The 21,794-nt window shown below is 37.3% G+C and carries 19 protein-coding genes and 2 tRNA genes; 13 read left to right on the forward strand and 8 right to left on the reverse strand.

Annotation, left to right across the window (positions count from 1 at the left end):
* Nucleotides 1–180 (reverse strand): ATP-binding cassette domain-containing protein (locus O970_RS03915; protein ID WP_036562589.1); only part of this gene is annotated, 180 nt, incomplete at its 3' end.
* 483 nt (nt 181–663) lie between these two features.
* Between O970_RS03915 and argD the strand changes: the two genes are divergently transcribed.
* The 4 genes from argD to O970_RS03935 all read left to right on the forward strand — a co-directional run bounded on the left by argD (nt 664) and on the right by O970_RS03935 (nt 4,756).
* On the forward strand, nt 664–1,884 hold the full coding sequence (gene argD, locus O970_RS03920) for a bifunctional acetylornithine/succinyldiaminopimelate transaminase (protein WP_024495857.1): 1,221 nt from the start codon (nt 664–666) through the stop codon (nt 1,882–1,884).
* A gap of 295 nt (nt 1,885–2,179) precedes the next feature.
* Complete coding sequence (gene yihA / locus O970_RS03925; protein WP_024495858.1) at nt 2,180–2,800, forward strand: ribosome biogenesis GTP-binding protein YihA/YsxC; 621 nt, start codon at nt 2,180–2,182, stop codon at nt 2,798–2,800.
* Between the two features lie 445 nt (nt 2,801–3,245).
* Nucleotides 3,246–4,070: a 3-deoxy-manno-octulosonate cytidylyltransferase family protein gene (locus tag O970_RS03930; protein WP_024495859.1), complete on the forward strand. Its 825-nt coding sequence runs from the start codon at nt 3,246–3,248 to the stop codon at nt 4,068–4,070.
* Between the two features lie 11 nt (nt 4,071–4,081).
* The gene (locus tag O970_RS03935; protein WP_036562591.1) at nt 4,082–4,756 is read left to right on the forward strand and encodes a histidine phosphatase family protein; all 675 of its coding nucleotides are present in this window, start codon (nt 4,082–4,084) and stop codon (nt 4,754–4,756) included.
* A gap of 70 nt (nt 4,757–4,826) precedes the next feature.
* On the opposite strand, the gene O970_RS03940 is transcribed toward O970_RS03935, so the two are convergent.
* A complete protein-coding gene (locus O970_RS03940) occupies nt 4,827–5,105 on the reverse strand; it encodes a helix-turn-helix domain-containing protein (protein WP_024495860.1) in 279 nt (92 codons plus the stop codon).
* A 109-nt stretch (nt 5,106–5,214) separates the two neighbouring features.
* Here O970_RS03940 and O970_RS03945 point away from each other — a divergent pair, with 109 nt between their 5' ends.
* Nucleotides 5,215–5,466: a helix-turn-helix domain-containing protein gene (locus O970_RS03945; RefSeq protein WP_024495861.1), complete on the forward strand. Its 252-nt coding sequence runs from the start codon at nt 5,215–5,217 to the stop codon at nt 5,464–5,466.
* A gap of 290 nt (nt 5,467–5,756) precedes the next feature.
* Here O970_RS03945 and O970_RS03950 read toward each other — a convergent pair.
* Together O970_RS03950 and O970_RS03955 are read right to left on the reverse strand one after the other, a co-directional pair.
* Nucleotides 5,757–5,833 (reverse strand) — tRNA-Pro (locus O970_RS03950).
* A gap of 21 nt (nt 5,834–5,854) precedes the next feature.
* Nucleotides 5,855–5,930 (reverse strand) — tRNA-His (locus O970_RS03955).
* A gap of 460 nt (nt 5,931–6,390) precedes the next feature.
* On the opposite strand from O970_RS03955, the gene ptsH reads away from it, so the two are divergent.
* From ptsH to crr, 3 genes are read left to right on the forward strand one after another with little or no spacing between them, the layout of a single operon-like run.
* Nucleotides 6,391–6,648, forward strand: coding sequence for a phosphocarrier protein Hpr (ptsH, locus tag O970_RS03960; protein WP_024495862.1), 258 nt, complete (start codon nt 6,391–6,393; stop codon nt 6,646–6,648).
* 49 nt (nt 6,649–6,697) lie between these two features.
* Nucleotides 6,698–8,425: a phosphoenolpyruvate-protein phosphotransferase PtsI gene (ptsI, locus tag O970_RS03965; protein WP_024495863.1), complete on the forward strand. Its 1,728-nt coding sequence runs from the start codon at nt 6,698–6,700 to the stop codon at nt 8,423–8,425.
* Nucleotides 8,426–8,453: 28 nt separating this feature from the next.
* Nucleotides 8,454–8,957, forward strand: coding sequence for a PTS glucose transporter subunit IIA (gene crr / locus O970_RS03970; RefSeq protein WP_024495864.1), 504 nt, complete (start codon nt 8,454–8,456; stop codon nt 8,955–8,957).
* Nucleotides 8,958–9,100: 143 nt separating this feature from the next.
* Here crr and pgi read toward each other — a convergent pair whose 3' ends face one another.
* Nucleotides 9,101–10,750, reverse strand: coding sequence for a glucose-6-phosphate isomerase (pgi, locus tag O970_RS03975; RefSeq protein ID WP_024495865.1), 1,650 nt, complete (start codon nt 10,748–10,750; stop codon nt 9,101–9,103).
* A gap of 622 nt (nt 10,751–11,372) precedes the next feature.
* Here pgi and O970_RS03980 point away from each other — a divergent pair.
* Nucleotides 11,373–13,259, forward strand: coding sequence for a site-specific DNA-methyltransferase (locus tag O970_RS03980; RefSeq protein ID WP_024495866.1), 1,887 nt, complete (start codon nt 11,373–11,375; stop codon nt 13,257–13,259).
* Nucleotides 13,259–16,366, forward strand: coding sequence for a type III restriction-modification system endonuclease (locus O970_RS03985; RefSeq protein WP_024495867.1), 3,108 nt, complete (start codon nt 13,259–13,261; stop codon nt 16,364–16,366). Before O970_RS03980 ends, O970_RS03985 begins: the two co-directional genes overlap by 1 nt.
* 229 nt (nt 16,367–16,595) lie before the next feature.
* On the opposite strand, the gene tyrA is transcribed toward O970_RS03985, so the two are convergent.
* The 3 genes from tyrA to O970_RS04000 all read right to left on the reverse strand — a co-directional run bounded on the left by tyrA (nt 16,596) and on the right by O970_RS04000 (nt 18,899).
* On the reverse strand, nt 16,596–17,717 hold the full coding sequence (gene tyrA / locus O970_RS03990) for a bifunctional chorismate mutase/prephenate dehydrogenase (protein WP_024495868.1): 1,122 nt from the start codon (nt 17,715–17,717) through the stop codon (nt 16,596–16,598).
* Nucleotides 17,718–17,761: 44 nt separating this feature from the next.
* Nucleotides 17,762–18,391, reverse strand: a complete 630-nt coding sequence (locus O970_RS03995; protein WP_024495869.1) for a YchE family NAAT transporter — start codon at nt 18,389–18,391, stop codon at nt 17,762–17,764.
* A 136-nt stretch (nt 18,392–18,527) separates the two neighbouring features.
* Nucleotides 18,528–18,899 carry a rhodanese-like domain-containing protein gene (locus tag O970_RS04000; RefSeq protein WP_024495870.1) on the reverse strand — a complete coding sequence of 124 codons (372 nt, stop codon included), beginning with the start codon at nt 18,897–18,899 and terminating at the stop codon, nt 18,528–18,530.
* Nucleotides 18,900–19,031: 132 nt separating this feature from the next.
* On the opposite strand from O970_RS04000, the gene xthA reads away from it, so the two are divergent.
* The 3 genes from xthA to O970_RS04015 all read left to right on the forward strand — a co-directional run bounded on the left by xthA (nt 19,032) and on the right by O970_RS04015 (nt 21,783).
* Nucleotides 19,032–19,841, forward strand: coding sequence for an exodeoxyribonuclease III (gene xthA, locus O970_RS04005; RefSeq protein ID WP_024495871.1), 810 nt, complete (start codon nt 19,032–19,034; stop codon nt 19,839–19,841).
* On the forward strand, nt 19,838–21,184 hold the full coding sequence (gene xseA / locus O970_RS04010) for an exodeoxyribonuclease VII large subunit (protein ID WP_024495872.1): 1,347 nt from the start codon (nt 19,838–19,840) through the stop codon (nt 21,182–21,184). Before xthA ends, xseA begins: the two co-directional genes overlap by 4 nt.
* Nucleotides 21,185–21,279: 95 nt before the next feature.
* Nucleotides 21,280–21,783: a MarR family winged helix-turn-helix transcriptional regulator gene (locus O970_RS04015; protein ID WP_024495873.1), complete on the forward strand. Its 504-nt coding sequence runs from the start codon at nt 21,280–21,282 to the stop codon at nt 21,781–21,783.
* Nucleotides 21,784–21,794 lie beyond the last annotated feature (11 nt).

Below are 21,794 nucleotides of genomic sequence, written 5' to 3' on the forward strand. Positions count from 1 at the left end.
TTCAATTTCAGTATCAATGCCCGCCATAATTCTGAGCAAGGTTGATTTACCCGCACCATTTAATCCTAGTACACCAATTTTAGCACCAGGAAAAAAACTTAATGAAATATCTTTTAAAATATAGCGTTTAGGTGGAACAATCTTTCCCACCCGGTTCATGGTAAAAACATATTGCGCCATGCGGTTTTCCGTAAGTTAAAAGTAATAAAAGTGATATTGTAGCGATTCTTTGATTCGAATCTAGTACTAATTTGTTGTTAACTAGCTTAATAAAAGATTAGATCGTTACTTTTTACGTACATATTTTGCTTTTATATAACAAAACTAGGTGGTGGTTATCATTGGGCTAGTCCTTTGAAGCAGTATATTTAAAGCTTATGTAATTGAATGCAATTATCGTAGAACCTGCTAATTACTAGTAACAATGGGCGGCCAAAACGTCATAATTAGCCATATTTTTTCTGAAGGAAATAGACGATTATATAGTTAGAATAACGTCACTGAGCGCCAAGGATGGTTAAAGACCAATTTATTAATAAATCACAGATTAAAAACCAAATTAATGAATATTAATTCAATAATAATGAATAATTATTTACTTAATCCTGAGATAGGATATGATATACCTACCATTAAATAAGTTGTTTATCATAAGGTGAGATCATGCCTCCTAAGCAGCAAGTTATGTCTAGAACGTTATTTGATGAAATTATTCTTCCAGTCTATGCACCAGCACAATTCATTCCCGTTAAAGGTGAAGGCAGTCGTGTTTGGGATCAGCAAGGAAAAGAATATATCGATTTTGCTGGTGGTATTGCAGTAAATGCTTTAGGGCACTGTCATCCTAAATTAGTGGCAGCCTTACAAGCACAAAGTACTCAACTTTGGCATACCAGCAATGGATTTACCAATGAACCCGCATTAAGCTTGGCCTCACGTTTGGTTAACAATACTTTTGCTGAACGGGTCTTTTTTGCTAACTCTGGTGCGGAAGCCAATGAAGCAGCTTTTAAATTAGCTAGGCATTATGCAGTTAAAACCTTTAGCCCTTATAAAACTAAAATTATCGCTTTTTACCAAGGATTTCATGGGCGCACATTATTTACGGTATCGGTTGGTGGACAAGCCAAATACTCAGATGGTTTTGGCCCAAAACCTGCCGATATTGTGCATGTCCCGTTTAATGATCTTAATGCCGTTAAGGCCGTTATTGATGATCATACTTGTGCCGTAGTTCTCGAGCCGATTCAAGGCGAAGGTGGATTGACTGCGGCAACTAAGCCTTTTTTAAGTGGCTTACGTCAGCTATGTGATCAATGTAATGCATTATTAATTTTTGATGAAGTGCAATGTGGAATGGGGCGCACAGGCTCGCTGTTTTCTTATATGGACTATAATGTGACACCTGATATATTAACGTCGGCGAAAGCCTTGGGTGGCGGATTTCCCATCAGCGCTATGTTAACCACGCATAAAATTGCTAAAGTTATGTCTGCTGGATGTCATGGTACCACCTATGGCGGTAATCCACTTGCCTGTGCAGTGGCAAATGCGGCTTTTGATATCATTAATACGCCTGAAGTGTTATCTGGGGTAGCCGATCGATCGACACGATTTCTTCAACAATTAGAAAAAATAAACCAACAATATGGGGTATTTACTACTTATCGTGGTAAAGGGTTACTACTTGGCGCTGAATTAGCACCCGCTTACCAGGGACAGGCTGCCGATTTTGTCCAGCTTGCGGCTGAATTTGGTGTATTAATTTTAAATGCTGGGCATAATGTATTACGTTTTGCACCCTCTTTGATTATTGGCGAAAATGAAATCGAACAAGGTATGTTACGTTTAATGCAAGCGGTAAGTCACTTCGTTAAACGTTAAACAATCATTGTTGACGCTAGTCGATAATCAAGCATAGTAAATTTTAACTATCAGTTTAATCGCCTTAATGGCGATATTAGGTTAACTATGCTACATTACTGCTTAAACCCATTCATGACTATTGGATACGCTGATTGATAAGGTCATGAAAAATAGAGATAACCCCAATTTGTTTAAGTAAGTGGGCGATAAGTTGTCTTGGTAGCAACGTTATCCTAGCGATTAGCTCGATCGATGCAAGGTAAGATAACAATCGCTATAAGCTTACTGACATAAAAGAATAGGAGCCCTACTTGTGGCGTTAGTTCGTAGTTTAAATTATGCAAAAACGCATTTTGTGACAAGTGCCCCAGATATTACTCATTTACCGATCGACAGTGGCGTGGAAATCGCCTTTGCTGGTCGGTCTAATGCAGGTAAATCTAGTGCCTTAAATACGCTTACTCAACAAAAAAATCTGGCACGTACCAGTAAAACACCTGGACGCACGCAATTAATTAATTTATTTGAAGTTGAACCAGATTGCCGGCTAGTTGATTTGCCTGGTTATGGTTTCGCTCAAGTTCCTGAAGCGATTAAGCGTAAATGGCAAAAGTCACTGGGTGAATATTTACAAAAGCGTGAAAGTTTAAAAGGTTTGGTTGTTTTAATGGATATCCGCCATCCGCTAAAAGATCTTGATCAACAGATGATTGATTGGGCGGTTTCGGTGGATATTCCTGTTCTGTTATTGTTGACTAAAGCGGACAAATTAGCAAGCGGTGCTCAAAAACGTCAGCTTGATATGGTACGTGAAGCGATTTTGCCTTTTCAGGGAGACATTACAGTAGCGACGTTTTCCTCATTAAAAAAACAGGGAATAGAGCAACTAAAAAATAAACTAAATGAATGGTTTAGCCCCATAACGGCTGTTTAGACGTAACAAATGGTTACCATTTTGTTGTGTTATATTTATCCCATTAGTAATTTAAATAGAATGGCTATAAACTAGCATTATAGCCAATCACGATGTCAACGTTTTAACTTAAGTGGCAGCCCAATAGATAAGCATTTTTTTTATCATCTTCCTAGCCTTTGTGTTGTCCTATCAGGTCATTTATCTATAGTCAGCGACAGGTAAGCGCAATAAACTGATAAGTAATAAGCTGTTTAGGATAAGGATAACTATTAAATTGCTTAGATCGGTTACCATCAAGGTTTAATCAACTGCTGCAATTGGACGGCATTTCACGCTATACTATCCCTTTATCGTTGGATGTTAACTAAATTAACCCATAAGAATTGAATAAATAGTTGAGCTATTGAACGCTATTAATGTTTATGATCAATAATCATAGCCGATCAATTAAAGAGAATAGATTATGCAAGATATCCTTATTGTTATTCCTGCCAGATACTGCTCCTCACGATTTCCTGGCAAACCATTAGTGAAAATAGCTGGTATTGAGATGATTAAACGGGTGGCTGATATTGCGCGTTATGTCTGTGATAGTAATCATGATTGTCGTTATCTGGTTGCCACCGATGATCAGCGTATTGTTGATTTTTGTCAACAACACCAGATTCCAGTTAAAACGACGTCGACATCTTGTCAGAGTGGCACTGAACGTTGTTGGGATATCGTGGCTAATCTAGAGCAAAAACCAAAATTTATTATTAATTTACAAGGCGATAATCCACTTTGTCCTCCCCATGTTATCCAAGCTTTAATTGACACTTGGCGCCATGAACAGGCCGATATATTTACGCCATATATTCAACTCAGTTGGGACGAATTTAACCAATTTATTGAAAACAAACAAATGACTCCTTTTTCGGGTACGAGTGTGTTAGTCAATAAAATGGGATTTGCATTAGCTTTTTCTAAAAATGTCTTACCCGCTATTCGCGATTTGGCACAAGCGAAAAAACAGATGGCAAAAAGTCCAGTAAAACGCCATATAGGTCTTTACGGTTATACTTTTGATGCTTTACAAGACTATTTCATTTTACCCGAATCACTGGGGGAAAAAAGCTATATTGAAGGGTTAGAGCAGATGCGTTTTTTAGAAAATGGATTAAAGGTTAAAATGGTCGAGGTGGATTATCGAGGAAGAAAAACTACCAGTGGCGTCGATTCGCCAGAAGATATCTCACGTGTTGAACAAATTATTGCCGAATTTGGTGAGCTGATTTTGAATCAATAGGACAACAAAATATGAAACGTTTAATTATCGCCAGACACGGTAACACCTTTACCGCCGACCAAACACCAACCAGAGTCGGGTGTCATACAGATTTGCCTTTAGTTGAACAGACTTTAGGTCGAAATATTGGACGATATTTAGCACAGCAGCAGATTCATCTATCTAAAGTCTATGCGGCACCATTGCAAAGAACAATGGGAACGGCGCAATTGATTATCGACCAGTTACCCCAATCCTTACCCATTATACCTAACCATGATTTTTTAGAAATTGATTATGGGGTAGATGAAAATCAACCCGAAGATCGCGTTATTGAGCGCTTAGGTCGATACCAATTGGCATTAGAAGGCAATACGCTACCGACCGCTGAGCAAATTATTACCGCAGGGAAAGCCGTTATTGAGCGCTGGAATCAATCGGCACAAGTGCCACATGGTTGGCAGGTTGATGTAAAAAGTATCATTGCTAACTGGCAAAATTTTGCTCATCGTATCAATGATCATGAAACCGTGTTGTTAGTCTCATCCAATGGCATTATTCGTTTTGCCCCTCATTTGTTAGATCCAGTTGACTATCAACAATTTATTCAATCACAGTCATTAAAGGTCAAAACAGGGAGTATTGCTATCTTTGAATATTCCGGCGACCGTTGGCAATGTATCCTATGGAATGAGCGACCGTCCTAGTAAATTTACTGTAATTCGCTTTGCGATGATCATTTAAAAAGCGAAATAATGATAAATATAAAAAGTAGACTCAATTATGATGCTTTTGATAGTACTGCAAGATAATATCGGCTAGCTCATCCGTATCGGCATAGAAATAAGCCAGTGGAACATTTAGCGCTTCAGCAATTCTACCGGCAATTTCAATGCTGGCTTCATGAATACCTTTTTCATAACGATTAATTCGAGTACTCGCAACAAATTCATCTATTCCTGCGGCAATACCCAATTGCTTTTGCGATAACTCTTTACGTTTTCGGGCTTGTTTCAAGCGTGTACAAAATATATCTTGGTATTTAATGACTGGCATACTATTTTTACTAAGTGTGTATAAGATTAACTACGATATTCGTGAATTTTTATTGATTTAGATACTACGTTTATCGTAGTATAGATAATTATGGTATGAGGTTATTGTTATGATTAATCAAGATTGGCATAAAGCAGATATTATTGCTGCATTACGAAAAAAGGGAACTTCACTGTCGGCGGAATCACGTAAAGCTGGCTATGCATCTAACTCATTGGCGAATGCCTTATCCCGTCCTTGGACAAAGGGAGAACAAGTGATTGCTGACGTTTTGGGCGTATCTCCAGAAGTTATTTGGCCATCACGCTATCAAAAAAAGAGGCGAATAAAAAGTGCACCCATTAATAAGTCGATTAAATGATCAATAACGTTGATTTTAATAATTAACAATAAATTTTTATAAAACAATAGTCTATTAAACTAAATAGCGTTATAGATCTATCATTATAAGCATTGACGGGTTATTTATATTACAACTATACACATAATGTTTGGTTGCTAATCGCTTTATCTTTATTATTGCGTGCTATTACCATTTATGTACTGAAATAAAGCTAAACGACATTCCCTGTTTACTGATTATTATTCTAGCCTAGATAAGAATTATAGGTATCTTTTAGATAATAAGATAGGATTGATACATAATAAGAGTGGTCGGCGAGAGAGGATTCGAACCTCCGACCCACTGGTCCCAAACCAGTTGCGCTACCAAGCTGCGCTACTCGCCGTTTTAACGGTTTCAAGATGGATGGGGTGGCTAATGGGACTTGAACCCACGACAACCGGAATCACAATCCGGGGCTCTACCAACTGAGCTATAGCCACCATCATAAAATCGTTACCGAAGTGGGCAAGATATTACGCATTAATTTGCTGTCTGTCTAGTAAATTTTATAAAAAAAAGATTTTTTGTTTATATTATCAGCAATTTGGATTGCTAGTCACTATTTTCACGGATTTTAAGTAAAAGAAGAGGGGACGGATAAATCAACACGTTCTATTTTTGAATTATCCGTATTATGCTGATTTTTTGCGTATCCAATCATGCAATAAGTTGCATTGGCTGAAATTTCTATCCTTTACTCCCTACAGAGTAAAAGGCAAATATGAACAAAAGCTTGTAACTAAACCTATTCATCGCCATAATAGTTAGCTACACTTTTAGTTATTTATCATTGCTCGTCGCACAGTGCTCGCCAATAAGCAAAATCTATAACTAGTCAATATGTGTTTTTTTATTTATAGTAATCATAATTAGAAAAATAGAGGTGAGGAGTTATCGATAATGTTTACACAAGACGTTACTATTACTGCGCCAAATGGTTTACATACTCGACCCGCAGCGCAATTTGTCAAAGAAGCAAAAACATTTCATTCTGAAATAACTGTAACTTCCGATGGAAAGAGAGCGAGTGCGAAGAGTTTATTTAAATTACAAAGTTTAGGATTAACTCAAGGTACCGTTATTACTATATCTGCTGAAGGCGATGATGAGCAACAAGCTGTTAAACGTCTGGTTAAGTTAATCCCAGAACTTGAATAAGTTCTCCTATAATTATCATTTAAATTACAGATTATATAAGGAAGGATATATGGTTTCAGGTATTTTAGTGTCACCAGGTATTGCTTTTGCTAAAGCACTATTATTAAAAGAAGAGCCAATAATACTTAATACCCGTTCAATTCCTGAGAGTAAAGTTGGGGCAGAAATTGAACGTTTTAAAGCGGCGCGTGCGAAAGCAAGCGAACAGTTAAATGCGATTATGAAAAAAGCGCAAGAGACGTTAGGTGAAGAAAAAGCAGCGATTTTTGAAGGACATATTATGCTGCTAGAAGATGAAGATCTAGAGTCTGATATTATAAATCGCATTAAAACCAAACACGAATCGGCAGATATGGCGGCACATACCGTATTTGAATCACAAGCAAAAGAGCTTGAAGGTTTAGATGATGAATATTTAAAAGAGCGTGCAGCCGATATCCGTGATATTGGTAAACGTCTGCTAAAAAATATCTTAGGTCTGGAAATTATTGATTTAAGTGCGATTAGCGAACCTTGTATTTTAGTGGCTTATGACTTAACGCCATCAGAAACCGCACAACTTAATTTAGATAAAGTAAAAGGTTTTATCACGGATATTGGTGGACGTACTTCACATACCTCCATTATGGCACGCTCATTAGAGTTACCTGCTATTGTTGGTACCAGCGATGCAACAACCCATATTCAGCAAGGTGATTTCTTAATCTTAGATGGTGTAAATAATAAAATCTATATCAATCCTAACGATGAAACTATCCAAACCTTAAAAAGAGTACTCGACCAGTACACGGCTGATAAAAATGAGTTAGCAAAATTAAAAGATCTACCAGCAACCACCCTTGATGGACATAATGTTGAAGTGTGCGCTAATATCGGGACGGTACGTGATATTAGCGGTGCAGAACGCAACGGTTATGAAGGGGTTGGCTTGTACCGAACGGAATTCCTGTTTATGGATCGCGATGCTTATCCAAATGAAGAAGAACAATTTAAAGCTTATAAAGAAGTGGCTGAGGCAGCTGGATCTCGTGGCGTGATTGTTCGTACTATGGATATCGGTGGTGACAAAAATGTCCCTTATATGAATCTACCGAAAGAAGAAAACCCATTCTTAGGTTGGCGCGCTATTCGTATTAGTTTATCACGTAAAGAAATCTTACATGCTCAATTACGTGCGATTTTACGTGCTTCTGCCTTTGGTAAATTGCGTATCATGTTCCCAATGATTATTTCGGTAGAAGAAATTCGCGAGTTAAAACAAGAAATAGATAAACTAAAAGCGCAATTAAAAGCAGAAAACCATGCATTTGATGAAAAAATCGAAATTGGTGTGATGATTGAAACGCCAGCTGCTGCGGTGATTGCTGAGCATTTAGCAAAAGAAGTGGATTTCTTTAGCATTGGTACTAACGATTTAACTCAATACACTTTAGCCGTTGATCGTGGTAATGAATTGATTTCTCATCTCTATAACCCGTTAACCCCATCGGTGCTGACCTTAATTAAGAAAGTCATTGATGCTTCACATAAAGAAGGAAAATGGACGGGTATGTGTGGTGAGTTAGCGGGTGATGAACGAGCAACCGTTTTACTACTTGGTATGGGGTTAGATGAATTTAGCATGAGCGCTATCTCTATTCCTAAAATTAAGAAAATTGTACGTAATACCAATTTCAGCGAAGCAAAACAGTTAGCTGATGTTGCTTTACAAAAAGCAACAGCGCAAGAAATTGCGGATTTAATTGAAAAATTTAGCGTTGACAAGTCAATTTGTTAATTAAGCTAAATTTGACAGGAGAGTAACAATGAAAGGTTTATTCGATAAAATAAAGCAATTTGTTTCAGATGATTCTGACGGCATAGAGATTGTCGCTCCTTTAAGTGGTGAAATTGTTAGAATCGAAGACGTGCCAGATGTCGTTTTTGCTGAAAAAATTGTTGGTGATGGCGCGGCTATCAAACCAACAGGAAATAAAATTGTTGCCCCAATCAGTGGCAAAATTGGCAAAATCTTTGAAACTAATCACGCTTTTGCGATTGAATCGGATAGCGGCATTGAGCTTTTTGTCCATTTTGGTATTGATACAGTGGAGTTGAAAGGTGAAGGCTTCACGCGTATTGCTAAAGAAGGACAACATGTACAAGCTGGCGATACAATTATCGAATTAGATCTTCCCTTCTTAGAAGGACGAGCTAAATCTATATTAACGCCAGTGGTTATATCTAATATGGATGCCATTACTGATCTCACTAAAATGTCAGGTCTTTGCGAAGAAGGCAAAACAGTCATTATGCGCGTCAAAAAATAAGCGAATATCTGCTTATTGATAAATGAAAAAGGCGAGATTTCCTCGCCTTTTTTATTCTACTTAATCGTATTGATGAGTGAGTTGGAATATAATTAAATAAAGCGTAAAAAAGCGGTTTGACATCGCTTTTTTATTATTTATCTTTAACGCCAAGCTTTATATCGATTAATCAGATTATTGGTTGATGAATCGTGGCTATCAACCGTCTTATCACCATCTAGTTCTGGTAGAATACGACCGGCTAACTGTTTACCTAACTCAACACCCCACTGATCAAAGCTAAAAATATTTAATATAACGCCTTGGGTAAATATTTTATGCTCATACATGGCAATTAACGCGCCTAAACTAAACGGTGTAATTTCACGTAATAAAAACGAATTGGTTGGTCTATTACCTTCAAATACTTTAAATGGCACAACAGTTTCAACATCCGCTAATGATTTACCTGCGTTGATAAATTCTTGCTCAACCTCTTGTCGAGTTTTGCCAAACGCTAAGGCTTCCGTTTGTGCAAAAAAGTTAGATAATAATTTAGAATGGTGATCCCCTAATGGATTATGACTAATAGCAGGGGCAATAAAATCACAAGGGATCAATTTCGTTCCTTGATGAATCAATTGATAGAAAGCATGTTGCCCATTGGTGCCTGGTTCACCCCAAATAATTGGTCCAGTTTGATAATCCACTTTTTTACCATTACGGTCAATATATTTACCATTTGATTCCATATTGCCTTGTTGAAAGTAAGCGGGAAAACGATGCAAGTATTGGTCATAAGGTAAAATAGCTTCAGTTTCAGCGCCAAAGAAATTGTTATACCAAAGTCCAATTAAGGCCAAAATGACGGGAATATTCTTATCCAGTTCAGTCTCACTAAAATGTTTATCCATAGCATGAGCACCGGCTAATAACTGCTCAAAATTTTCATAACCAATAGATAATACAATCGATAAACCGATAGCAGACCAGCATGAATAACGACCACCAACCCAATCCCAAAATTCAAACATATTGGCCGGATCAATACCAAATTTAACTACGGCTGGCTCATTTGTCGATAAGGCAACAAAATGTTTAGCAATAGCACTGCTTTCTTTGGCGTCCTTCAATAACCAATCACGTGCACTTTCTGCATTGGTCATCGTTTCTTGTGTCGTAAACGTTTTTGAGGCGACTAAAAATAACGTCGTTTCTGGATTAAGCTGACGTAAGGTTTCAGATAGTTGCGTACCATCGATATTGGAGACAAAATGCATATTTAGATGATTTTTATAAGGACGTAATGCCTCTGTAATCATATAAGGACCTAAATCAGAACCACCAATACCAATATTGACGACATCGGTAATGGCTTTGCCACTAAATCCTCGCCATTCACCATTAATAATACGCTGGCTAAACAGCTTCATTTTTTCTAAAACTGCATTAACATCCTCCATCACATTTTTACCATCCACATAAATAGGGGTATTGGATTGATTACGTAATGCTACATGCAAAACGGCACGATCTTCAGTACGATTAATTTTCTCGCCACTAAACATTGCCTTAATCGCCCCTGTTAAATCACATTCTTTCGCTAAAGCCTGTAATTTTGTCATGGTTTGCGTAGTAATACGATTTTTTGAGTAATCAATAAAAATCTGATCATCAAAAGTGATAGAAAATGTTTCAGCTCGTTGGGGATCATCAGCAAATAGCGATTTGATTGTTAAATCCTTAATTTGTGCAAAATGCGACTGTAAGTCTTTCCATGCATCGGTATGAGTTGGATTAATGTTTTTAAGCATTGTTACTACTCCTGATTAAATAAGATAGTTAATAGTATAACGGTTAGAAAAATAAGTAAGTAGTAAAAATAGATAATATTGACGAATTGTTAAAATCTGTTTTTTCTACTAAAACGGCTAATTAAATGCAGTCGCTAAAGGGTGATGAGGTTCAATTTAGTAAAGCAAGCGAATAAATAAGATGAAAACAGTTTTGTTATTTCTTCTAGTAATAGACTATTAAAAAAATAACTTTTGATCGAGTTTGATAATCTTGATAGATTATCATTTAAGTGTAACATGTAAATGAATTAGTTAATGCAAGTAAAGACTTTTGAAAGTATCAAGTTAGTAATGAGTAAGTAGATCAATCGTCACGACAGCAAGTAATGGCTTATCTCTTATTCATTACCTAGGTGAAACCTTTTATAACAATAGCTAAACCGCATTTAATTATTTCGTGTGGAAATGATCTATTACTAAACAGTAACATCGCTGTTGCGAAAAACGTAACAAAATAAATTGGCAATCTAGAACAATCAAAAACAATTACATCACTGTTGAATAGATTAAAAACACATACAGCTTAAATACTGAATAAAAATGCGTTCTTAAATTGAGGAAAGAATTAAAGGATTCTTAAATGGAAAAATTAAAAATGCGTTCACTAAATAAAGTGGATGATAACATTAAAAAAATTGGTGAACAATTTCCTAACTGCATAATAGAACGTAAAAACCGACATGGTAAAGTGGAATATGCGATTGATTTTGATATGCTCAAACAGGAACTCTCTTCCGTGATAGTTGAAGGTAGAGAAGAACGTTATCAATTTACTTGGCCAGATAAAAAGAAATCAATTCTATTAGCTAATACACCTATCATTAAGACGTTAAGACCTTGTCGTGAACAAAGTGTTAATTTTGATGATACCGAAAATTTATATATTGAAGGGGATAATCTGGAAGTACTGAAACTACTACAAGAAACTTACCTTGGTAAGGTTAAAATGATCTATATCGATCCTCCTTATAATACCGGTAATGATTTTGTCTATGAGGATAATTTTACCCAACGTATCGATAAGTATAAAGGTAATAGTGGCCAATATGATGAACAAGGCAACCGCTTAGTTAAAAACATGGAAACCAATGGGCGCTTTCATACCGATTGGCTGAATATGATCTATCCAAGACTAAAACTAATGAAGGATTTACTTGATGATGATGGGCTAATTTTTATATCTATTGGCGACGAAGAAGTCGATAATTTGCGAAAGGTATGTAATGAGATATTTGGCGAATCCAATTTTAGAAATCAAATTGTTATTCGCCGAGGAACAAAATCGATTCAAGCACAATTTGAAACGTGGGATAAACTTGGACAAGCGTTAGAATATATATTGTTATACAGTAAAAATTCCGCCTATCGTTTTCCACGTCAAATGAAACTATTAGAAAAAGTCAAATCAGGATCTTGGAATAATCATTGGCGAGGTACCGATCGACCGACTATGCGTTATCCTCTGCTTGGCGTGACACCACAAAAAGGTCAATGGCGCTGGGGAAAAGAGCGAAGTGAAGTCGCTATATCTAATTATGAAAGAATGCTGTCTGAGGTTAAATCAACCGCAGATACCATTACCGATGAACAAATTGATGCTTGGTATGCCAAACAAAATGATACTTCTATTGATTTATTAAGAATATCAAAAACGGGGAAACCTGAGCATTATATTGCACCAACTAATGAAACAGTACTAAATAGTTCTTGGGTTGACTTACTGGTAGGAAGCTCAACAGAAATTGCTAAGTTATTTGATACTGCTGTTTTTGATACCGCTAAGTTAACCCAAGTTATTCAACGAATGCTGTGTTTTACTTCTGATGATGCCATTATCCTCGACCTATTTTCCGGATCGGCGACTGTTGCCCATGCGGTTATGCAACGCAATGCAGAAGATGGCGGTAAGCGCAAATTTATTATGGTACAACTTCCTGAGCAAACCGATGAGAAAAGCGAAGCGTACAAAGCGGGTTATAAAAATATCTGCGAAATTGGCAAAGAACGTATTCGTCGTGCAGGCAATAAAATTGCTCAAGAAAATCCACACGCTCACTTCGACAACGGTTTTCGTGTATTAAAATGTGATAGCAGTAATATGAAAGCAGTTTATTACTATCCAGCTGACTACAATGCTGATCTTTTTGATTCACTGATTGATAATATTAAGGCAGATAGAACATCCGAAGATTTATTATTTCAAGTGATGTTGGATTTAGGGGTGATGCTGTCTAGTAAAATCGTACAAACTACTATTGCGGGTAAAAACATCTTTAACGTTTCGGATAATTTCTTGATAGCTTGCTTTGATAAAGATATTGATGAAGAAACCATCACAGCTATCGCTAAACAAAAGCCTTACTATTTTGTTATGCGTGATAGCTCTATAGCAAATGATAGTGTTGCCACCAATTTTGAACAAATTTTTAACACCTATAGCCCTGAAACTAAAAAGAAGGTGTTGTAATGAAATTTAATTTTAAAATTCAGCCATATCAGACCGATGCAGTAAATGCCGTGGTTCAAGTATTTAATGGGCAAGGTTATCAACATCACCTGCGTTATGTGCGTGATTTAGGGGAAAGATCGCCTCAGGCAGAGATGACTTATGACACTGATACAAGTACAGAGGACAACCCCAGCGATATCGGTTTTAAAAATGAAATTATTTCATTATCCGATAACGATTTACTCACTAACATCAAAAAAATACAGAATCAAAACAGTATCAAACAGTCTGCTGAGTTAATCAAAAATTTAGGCCACTGTAGTCTTGATATTGAAATGGAAACAGGGACCGGTAAAACCTATGTCTACCTAAAGACCATGTTTGAACTCAATAAGCAGTATGGTTGGAGCAAATTCATAGTGGTTGTGCCATCGATTGCTATTCGTGAAGGAGTAAAGAAAACCTTTGAAATCACCACGGATCATTTTATGGAATATTATGGTCAAAAAGCCCGATTTTTTGTCTATGACAGTAAAAATTTAACCCTGTTAGACAGCTTTGCTGCCAATGCGGGGATTAATGTTATGATTATTAATACCCAAGCCTTTGCCACGTCATTAAAAGAAGATGGGAAAAATAAAGAAGCGCGGATCATTTACACAAAACGCGATGAGTTTGCATCGCGTCGTCCCATTGATGTGGTCGCGGCTAATCGCCCGATTATTATTTTGGATGAACCGCAAAAGATGGGGGGCGAAGTGACACAAAAAGCGTTAAAAAACTTCAATCCTTTATTTTCATTACATTACTCTGCCACCCATAAAAAACAGAATAATCTTATCTATGTCCTTGATGCCCTCGATGCATACAATAAACGATTAGTAAAAAAAATTGAGGTAAAAGGTTTTGAAGTTAAAAATCTAAGCGGTACCGATAGCTATTTGTATTTAGAACAAATCCGCTTATCGAGCAAACATCCCCCACAAGCAAAAATTGAGCTGGAAATAAATCACCATAATGGTATTAAACGTGAAATTCGTTGCTTTAATGAAGGCGATAACCTGTATTTTATCTCCAAACAGATGGAACAATACAAAGGCTATACTGTTTCAGATATCGATCCATTAATGGGAATGGTCACTTTTACGAATGGTGTTTTAATCAAAACGGGCGAAGTGATAGGTGATATATCGGAAAAAAATATGCGTCGTATTCAAATTAGAGAAACGATCTTATCGCACTTTGAAAAAGAAGAAAAATTGTTCAATCAGGGCATTAAATCGCTATCGCTCTTTTTTATTGATGAAGTCGCAAAATACCGTCAATACGATGATAACAGTAACGAAATATTGGGTGAATATGGGCAAATCTTTGAACAAGAATACCTAATGATTTTGCAACAATATCGAGACCAGTCAAGCAACACCCCCTATCAAACATATTTAAAGACACAGTGTTATGATGTAAGTAAAGTCCATAAAGGCTACTTTAGTATCGATAAAAAAACAGGAAAAATTATTGATAGCCAGTTAAAACGTGGAACAGAATCGTCTGATGATATTTCCGCCTATGATCTGATCCTGAAAAATAAAGAAAGGCTATTAAATTTTGATGAACCCACACGATTTATTTTTTCCCACTCCGCTCTGCGTGAAGGTTGGGATAATCCGAATATTTTTCAAATTTGTACCTTAAAACATTCCGATAATCAAACTGCCAAACGCCAAGAAGTAGGTCGAGGACTTCGTCTATGTGTTAATCAAGATGGTAACCGTATGGATATTGAGTGCTGCGGTGAGCAAGTGCACGATATTAATATGCTAACCGTTATCGCTAGTGAGAGTTATCGAAGTTTTGTTAGTGAGCTTCAGGCTGATATTAAAACCTTACTCTATGATAAACCTATGGCCGCCACCAGTGATTATTTTAACGGTAAGTATATAAATAATCATGGTAGATCCATCCTTATTGATAAAGCGATGGCCGATAAAATTGAATTTTATTTGATCCGTCATGGTTATGTGGATATCGACCGGAAAATAACTGATAAATATCGTCATGAAATGGCAATGCATTCAGTTGCTCAACTCCCTGATGAACTTAGCACCATGAGTGATGAGATCCACCAATTAATTCAAGCGATTTATGATGAAGGTATTTTAAATACCATGTTTAGTGATGGTCATGAAACCAAGATTAAAGCAAATCCGCTGAATGAAAATTTTGCTAAAGCTGAATTTCAAGCGTTATGGCAGAAGATAAATCATAAATATGCTTATACGGTCAATTTTGATAGTGATGAATTAATCCATAAAGCGATTGATCATATCAACGATAAATTATCTGTTTCACAACTGCAATATCTGATCACGGTAGGACAACTAAAAGAGCAGATGACAATACAAGCGATTGAACAACATCAGGCATTTAAAACGCAAAAAATAGAGACAGCTAAGTTACATTATGCCCATTTCGGACAGATAAAGTATGATCTGATTGGAAAACTTGCGCAAGAGACGGCATTGACTCGAAAAACCGTTGTTAAAATATTAAAGGGGTTAAGCCCAAAAAAATTAGCGATGTTCAAGTATAATCCTGAGGAATTTATCACCAAAATAATTAAGCTGATTAAAGAGCAAAAAGCCACGATGATTGTAGAACATATTACTTATAACCAAGCTTCGGGTCGCTACGACAGTACGATCTTTACCCAAGAAAAGAGTTCACAAAAATATGATAAGGCGTTTTTAGCCAAAAAAGCGATTCAGGATTATGTTTTTACTGATGGTTTATCCGACAACAGTATTGAACGCAAATTTGTTGAAGAACTCGATGCCGCTTGCGAAGTGTGCGTGTATGCAAAATTACCGAAAGGTTTTCATATTCCTACTCCTGTTGGTAATTACACGCCTGATTGGGCCATTGCTTTTCATGATGGTATGGTAAAACATCTCTTTTTTATTGCTGAAACCAAAGGCACTATGGATAGTTTAAACTTAAGACCCGTTGAACAAGCAAAGATCGCTTGTGCTAAAAAGCTTTTTAACCAACTGTCGACCAGCCACGTTAAATATCATGATGTAGATAGTTATCAACGTCTTATGGATATAATGCACACATTATAAGATGGCGTTTATGGCTAAACTATTTTTATTGGATAAGCCGTCAACTAACGGTATAAACAGCGATGAATATATTGCTTTGCCTGCGGGGCAAAGGGCGAGATATCGTCTGTTTTAAAAAGGGTATTGCTTGTTGTTTTATGCAAAAAATGACAAGAATATGATCCGTTGCTCAGTACGGATTAAAAAATACCCAATATCCCTTTTTTCATCCTCATCTCAAAACCAACCACTAAACCCGATTATCATTAGCTAATTTTAACAAGGTACGACTTTCATCCATAAAGCGTTGTGCATAGTCACCAAACCAAGTGGAGACCTCATTAAAATTTTGAATAAACGCAGTTTTATTACCCGTTTCCACTAGCTGGATAAGTTGACCTAACCGATTGTAATAACGTTTAATCAGTTCGATATTATCCGTTGAGGACATAATAATATCCGCATAGAGCTGTGGGTCTTGGGCAAAAAGGCGACCAATCATCATCAATTCTAAGCGATAAATGGGTGAGGATAAAGCAATCAGTTGATCAAGATTAGCGTGTTCTTGTTGTAAATTGACGCCATAGGAGAAAGAGGAGAAATGTCGTAGGGCTTGGATAAATGACATACTGCGGTCGTGATCACACGCCGCAATAGGATAAATATGTGCCCCCCAAATTTGCAGTTGTTGCAATAGCCATTGATATTTTTCTGGATAACGACCTTCACAAGCGACCACCACTTGTTTAGTTAAATTTGGCACATCGGGACCAAACATGGGATGGAGTCCAACAACGGGACCATGATGCTGTTGTAACATCGCCTCAAGTGGTTTTTGTTTAATTGACGTTAAATCTGTTAATAAGCAATTTTCGGGTAAAGGGGGTAATTGTTGAATAATTTCAACGGTTTTATTGATGGGAACGGAAATAATCACCACATCAGCATTGGCGATTAGCGCTGGTGCTTGATCCCAACTTTGAGCGCCTAGCGTTTGGACGTGATAGCCTGTTTGGGTAAATAAGCGACTAAATAGCTGTCCCATTAAGCCATTACCACCAACAATAACGATATTGCCTTTGCCAACAAAGGTTTTATTAAAACGTCCTGTCGATTCACTGTTATAGGCCTCACGAAAAATACGTCGTAAAATATCTTCGACTAGATCGGGGGATAAACCAAGCTGCTTGGCCTCATCGCGGCAATGTTTTATCATCGCCGTTTCACGTTCTGGCGCGTAAAGGGGTAAACCTAATTGCGATTTAATTTCAGTAACCTGATTAACTAAATCTAAACGTTGTTGAAGTAAGACTAATAATGACCGATCAAGCTGATCAATTTGTTGGCGACAGTTATCTAACTCTGATGTCATAAAAAATTACCTCTTTTAGTTATTTTTATTGAGTGATAATTGGCTTAAACCCACGCTGGAAATACTGCTCGTAACCCACTAATCACCATCTCAACGCCCATCGCCATTAATAGTAATCCCATAATACGTGTGACGACATTAATACCCGTTTGTCGTAATAATTTGATAATCAATGGGGCGGATTTAAATAATAACCAACAACAACTACAAAAAATAACAATGGCAATAATAAAGCCAAGAACGGACCATCTATCTTGGTATCGTGTTCCCCATACAATCATGGAACTAATCGCACCTGGACCGGCTAATAGTGGCAATGCTAATGGCACCACAGCAATATTTTGTCTAACGATTGATTCGGTTAATTCTTGTTTGGTCTGTTTATGCTCACCTAATTTACCATTAATCATCCCCATCGCAATAAAAATCACTAATCCCCCGCCCGCAATTTTAAACGAATGAATAGAGATATCTAAAAAATGCAGGATAGTATTTCCCATCAGCAATGACACAATTAAAATAATTGCCACCGAAACATTGGCAATAAAATTAGTGCGCTGACGCTGAGCAGGATCCTGATCATCTGTCATGCCGATATAAACCGGTAAAATACCAATAGGATTAACTAATGCACATAACCCAAAGAAAAACTTTAGATATAACTGAATATCCATTGCTTACTATAAACCTAAATGTTAATAAACGCGTCGTCATAATAGCATAATTCAATAGCAAATAATTATTATTTTATATGCTAAATTTTTGTTTATTTTTATATAAAAATCAATATGTTATGTTTATGGTGGAATGTTATTCAGTAATTAGTGGATACCCTGCTTCTTTCCAGCCACGATAACCGCCACGCATAGATATGACTTGACTATATCCCATCTTTTGTAAACTTTCGGTAGCCAGTATAGAACGGTAACCCCCTCCACAATATAAAATTATGGGTGTTTGTTTATTGGGAACTAAGGTTTCAATATCCCGTTCAAGAATGCCTCGCCCTACGTGAATCGCAAACGGTAGATGATCCACTTGCCACTCGTTATCTTCTCTTACATCAATAAATAAAGGTAATTTACTGTTATCCATTAAGGTTTTTACTTGTGCTATACTGATCTCTTTTACTTGCTTTGCTGCTGTTTGGCAAAGCGTCACAAATCCAAGATTATGTTGCATAGGATATCGCCTTTTCCTCATTAATCGTATATAAGCATATACAAGAACACTTATCATACGCAAATTAGGCGGCACTTAACAAGTGTAATTATCTCTGATAGGATAACTAAAACGACTTAACTATATTATCCTATGAAATTTATCTCATTTAACATTAACGGTCTTCGTGCCAGAATTGAGCAATTAGCCGCTATCATCGACAAGCACCAACCCGATGTCATTGGTTTACAAGAAACAAAAGTGCATGATGAGCAATTCCCATTAGCGGCGTTAGAGCGTTTTGGTTATCATATTACCTATCATGGTCAAAAAGCGCATTATGGCGTCGCGTTATTAACCAAAGCCCAGCCATTATCACAACAAAAAGGATTTATTGATGACGATGATGAGGCGCAATGTCGCTTAGTGAGCGTTGAGCTACCCAGTGCGCAGGGCAATATTACTGTTATTAATGGTTATTTTCCGCAAGGTGAATGTCAAGATCATCCCGTTAAATACCCTATGAAGCGTAAGTTTTATCATGATCTACATGCGTTACTTGCACAGCGAGATAGCCAAAATGAGTTAATTTTAATTATGGGCGACATGAATATCGCGCCTACCGATCACGATATTGGTCTTCCGCCTGAGAGTCAAAAGCGATGGTTACGTACAGGGAAGACCTCCTTTTTACCAGAAGAGCGCCAGTGGATAAACCAACTCTTGGATCTTGGTTATATAGATACCTTTCGTAGTCTATATCCGCAGGTTAATGACCAATTTTCATGGTTTGATTATCGTTCTCGTGGTTTTGATACCAATACTGGGTTACGTATCGACCTAATTTTAGCCAGTCAAAAATTAGCGACCTATACCCTTAATGCGGGTATCGATTATGAATTAAGAGCCATGGAGAAACCGTCTGATCATGCACCAATCTGGGCGGAGTTTACCTCGCTATGATGTCATCAATCCCCAATCATGTAATGTCAGTCAATGATCTGAATCAGATGGTAAAAGATTTACTCACTGATGCTATTGGGCAAGTTTGGCTAATTGGCGAAATATCTAATTTTGCTAAACCCGCCTCGGGACATTGGTACTTTACGTTAAAAGATGATCGGGCCCAAGTTCGCTGTGCGATGTTCCGTCATCACCATTTTCGTACTGGATTTTTACCACAAAATGGTCAACAAGTTTTAATCCGTGCTACGGTAACATTATATGAGGCGCGCGGTGAATACCAGTTAGTGGTTGATAAAATGCAAGCAGCAGGTACGGGTTTATTACAACAACGGTTTGAGCAGCTAAAACAGCAGTTACAACAAGAAGGGCTATTTGAACAACAGTTTAAACAGCCATTACCCGAATTTATTCGTACCGTCGGTATTATTACTTCCTCAACCGGAGCCGCGCTGCATGATATTTGCCAAATTCTCAAAAGGCGCGATCCTAGCCTGCGGCTTATTCTCTATCCGACTTTAGTCCAAGGCAATGAAGCCGCGGCACAAATTAGTCGAAAGATCGCCATCGCCAATCAACGTAATGAATGTGATGTCTTAATTGTTGGTCGAGGTGGCGGTAGCCTAGAGGATTTATGGCCGTTTAATGAAGAAATCGTTGCCCGCGCCATTTTTGCTAGTCATATTCCAATTATTAGCGCAGTAGGACATGAAATAGATGTGACTATTGCCGATTTTGTCGCTGACTTGCGGGCGGCCACCCCTTCTGCTGCTGCTGAATTAGTGAGTAAAGATAAACAAGAACAGTTAAATCGTTTAACCAGAATGCAACAACATCTGTTTATGGCGATGGACTATTTTATTTTACAACAGCGAGATGTTTATACAAAGTTGGCACACCGTTTATCGCAGCAACATCCGCAGTTACGTTTAACACGACAACAGAATCATTTAGAAAGCAGCTTAAATCGTTTGACTGAGGTCATTCAGCAACGCTTAAATGCGGGTGAACAACAGTTACGGCGTCAAACTACGCGCCTTATTCATTATTCACCAGCAAAACAACTTAATCGTCAACAATTACGATTTAAGGCGTTACAAGCGCGCTTTAATTATTTATCTCAAAACTATATAAATCAGCAACAATACCGTTTTTCGTTATTGGCGGAAAAGTTACATCACTTTAGTCCATTACAAACCTTATCTCGCGGTTATTCGATTACGACCAATGACCAGCGGACCGTGATCACCAGTAATAAACAGGTAAAAATAGGTCAATCGTTAATTACTCAGCTGAGAGAAGGCAAGATTATCAGTCAAATCACTAAAATTGATGAGTCATAGCCAATTGAGTTAAGCAACTTAGTTGTAAATAGTAAAAGTGTTGCAATCATGAACAATACTGATATAATTAGCCGGCTAATTATAAGGATCCCATCATGGAATATCGAACGAGAAAACTACCTACACGAGAAATTCTTGCGCGTGCACAAAAACAGGATAATCATTTAGTTGATGTCTCTGGTGTTGATTTGGTACTAAGCCTAATTACTACGGTGGATTTGATTCGTTCTAATATTTATACACGGTTGGCTAATGATTATGATATCTCCGAAGGTAAATTTACTTTACTGATGTCACTCTATACTGAAGGCGAAACGTGCAGTAGTGAGTTAGCTTTACGTATTGGTGTCACACCTGCGACCGTTTCAATTATGATAAAACGCATGTTAGCCGCACCTGATCCTTTAATTTCAGTGACTAGAAATCACCAAGATGGTCGATCACGTTTAATTGAGCTAACGCCAACGGGGGTCACGCTTTTACAAACGGTGTTACCCGATCATCTGACCGACATTCGTTCTTTCGCGGAAGTCCTTAATCCACAAGAACGTGAATCGTTAATTTTCATGCTGCGTAAACTATTAAGAAAAGAAAAATAGTCCCGACATTA

The sequence above is a fragment of the Candidatus Schmidhempelia bombi str. Bimp genome, assembly GCF_000471645.3.
Lineage (GTDB): Bacteria > Pseudomonadota > Gammaproteobacteria > Enterobacterales > Orbaceae > Utexia > Utexia bombi.

What these genes read in the sequence shown, in the direction of transcription:
- ptsH (WP_024495862.1), top strand. Translation starts at nt 6,391, where the DNA reads ATGTTTACACAAGACGTTACTATTACTGCGCCAAATGGTTTACATACT.
- O970_RS03935 (WP_036562591.1), top strand. Translation starts at nt 4,082, where the DNA reads ATGAAACGTTTAATTATCGCCAGACACGGTAACACCTTTACCGCCGAC.
- O970_RS03930 (WP_024495859.1), top strand. Translation starts at nt 3,246, where the DNA reads ATGCAAGATATCCTTATTGTTATTCCTGCCAGATACTGCTCCTCACGA.
- pgi (WP_024495865.1), bottom strand. Translation starts at nt 10,750, where the DNA reads ATGCTTAAAAACATTAATCCAACTCATACCGATGCATGGAAAGACTTA.
- O970_RS03995 (WP_024495869.1), bottom strand. Translation starts at nt 18,391, where the DNA reads ATGGATATTCAGTTATATCTAAAGTTTTTCTTTGGGTTATGTGCATTA.
- O970_RS03985 (WP_024495867.1), top strand. Translation starts at nt 13,259, where the DNA reads ATGAAATTTAATTTTAAAATTCAGCCATATCAGACCGATGCAGTAAAT.
- crr (WP_024495864.1), top strand. Translation starts at nt 8,454, where the DNA reads ATGAAAGGTTTATTCGATAAAATAAAGCAATTTGTTTCAGATGATTCT.
- O970_RS03945 (WP_024495861.1), top strand. Translation starts at nt 5,215, where the DNA reads ATGATTAATCAAGATTGGCATAAAGCAGATATTATTGCTGCATTACGA.
- xthA (WP_024495871.1), top strand. Translation starts at nt 19,032, where the DNA reads ATGAAATTTATCTCATTTAACATTAACGGTCTTCGTGCCAGAATTGAG.
- O970_RS03940 (WP_024495860.1), bottom strand. Translation starts at nt 5,105, where the DNA reads ATGCCAGTCATTAAATACCAAGATATATTTTGTACACGCTTGAAACAA.
- O970_RS04015 (WP_024495873.1), top strand. Translation starts at nt 21,280, where the DNA reads ATGGAATATCGAACGAGAAAACTACCTACACGAGAAATTCTTGCGCGT.
- ptsI (WP_024495863.1), top strand. Translation starts at nt 6,698, where the DNA reads ATGGTTTCAGGTATTTTAGTGTCACCAGGTATTGCTTTTGCTAAAGCA.
- argD (WP_024495857.1), top strand. Translation starts at nt 664, where the DNA reads ATGCCTCCTAAGCAGCAAGTTATGTCTAGAACGTTATTTGATGAAATT.
- O970_RS04000 (WP_024495870.1), bottom strand. Translation starts at nt 18,899, where the DNA reads ATGCAACATAATCTTGGATTTGTGACGCTTTGCCAAACAGCAGCAAAG.
- tyrA (WP_024495868.1), bottom strand. Translation starts at nt 17,717, where the DNA reads ATGACATCAGAGTTAGATAACTGTCGCCAACAAATTGATCAGCTTGAT.
- xseA (WP_024495872.1), top strand. Translation starts at nt 19,838, where the DNA reads ATGATGTCATCAATCCCCAATCATGTAATGTCAGTCAATGATCTGAAT.
- O970_RS03980 (WP_024495866.1), top strand. Translation starts at nt 11,373, where the DNA reads ATGGAAAAATTAAAAATGCGTTCACTAAATAAAGTGGATGATAACATT.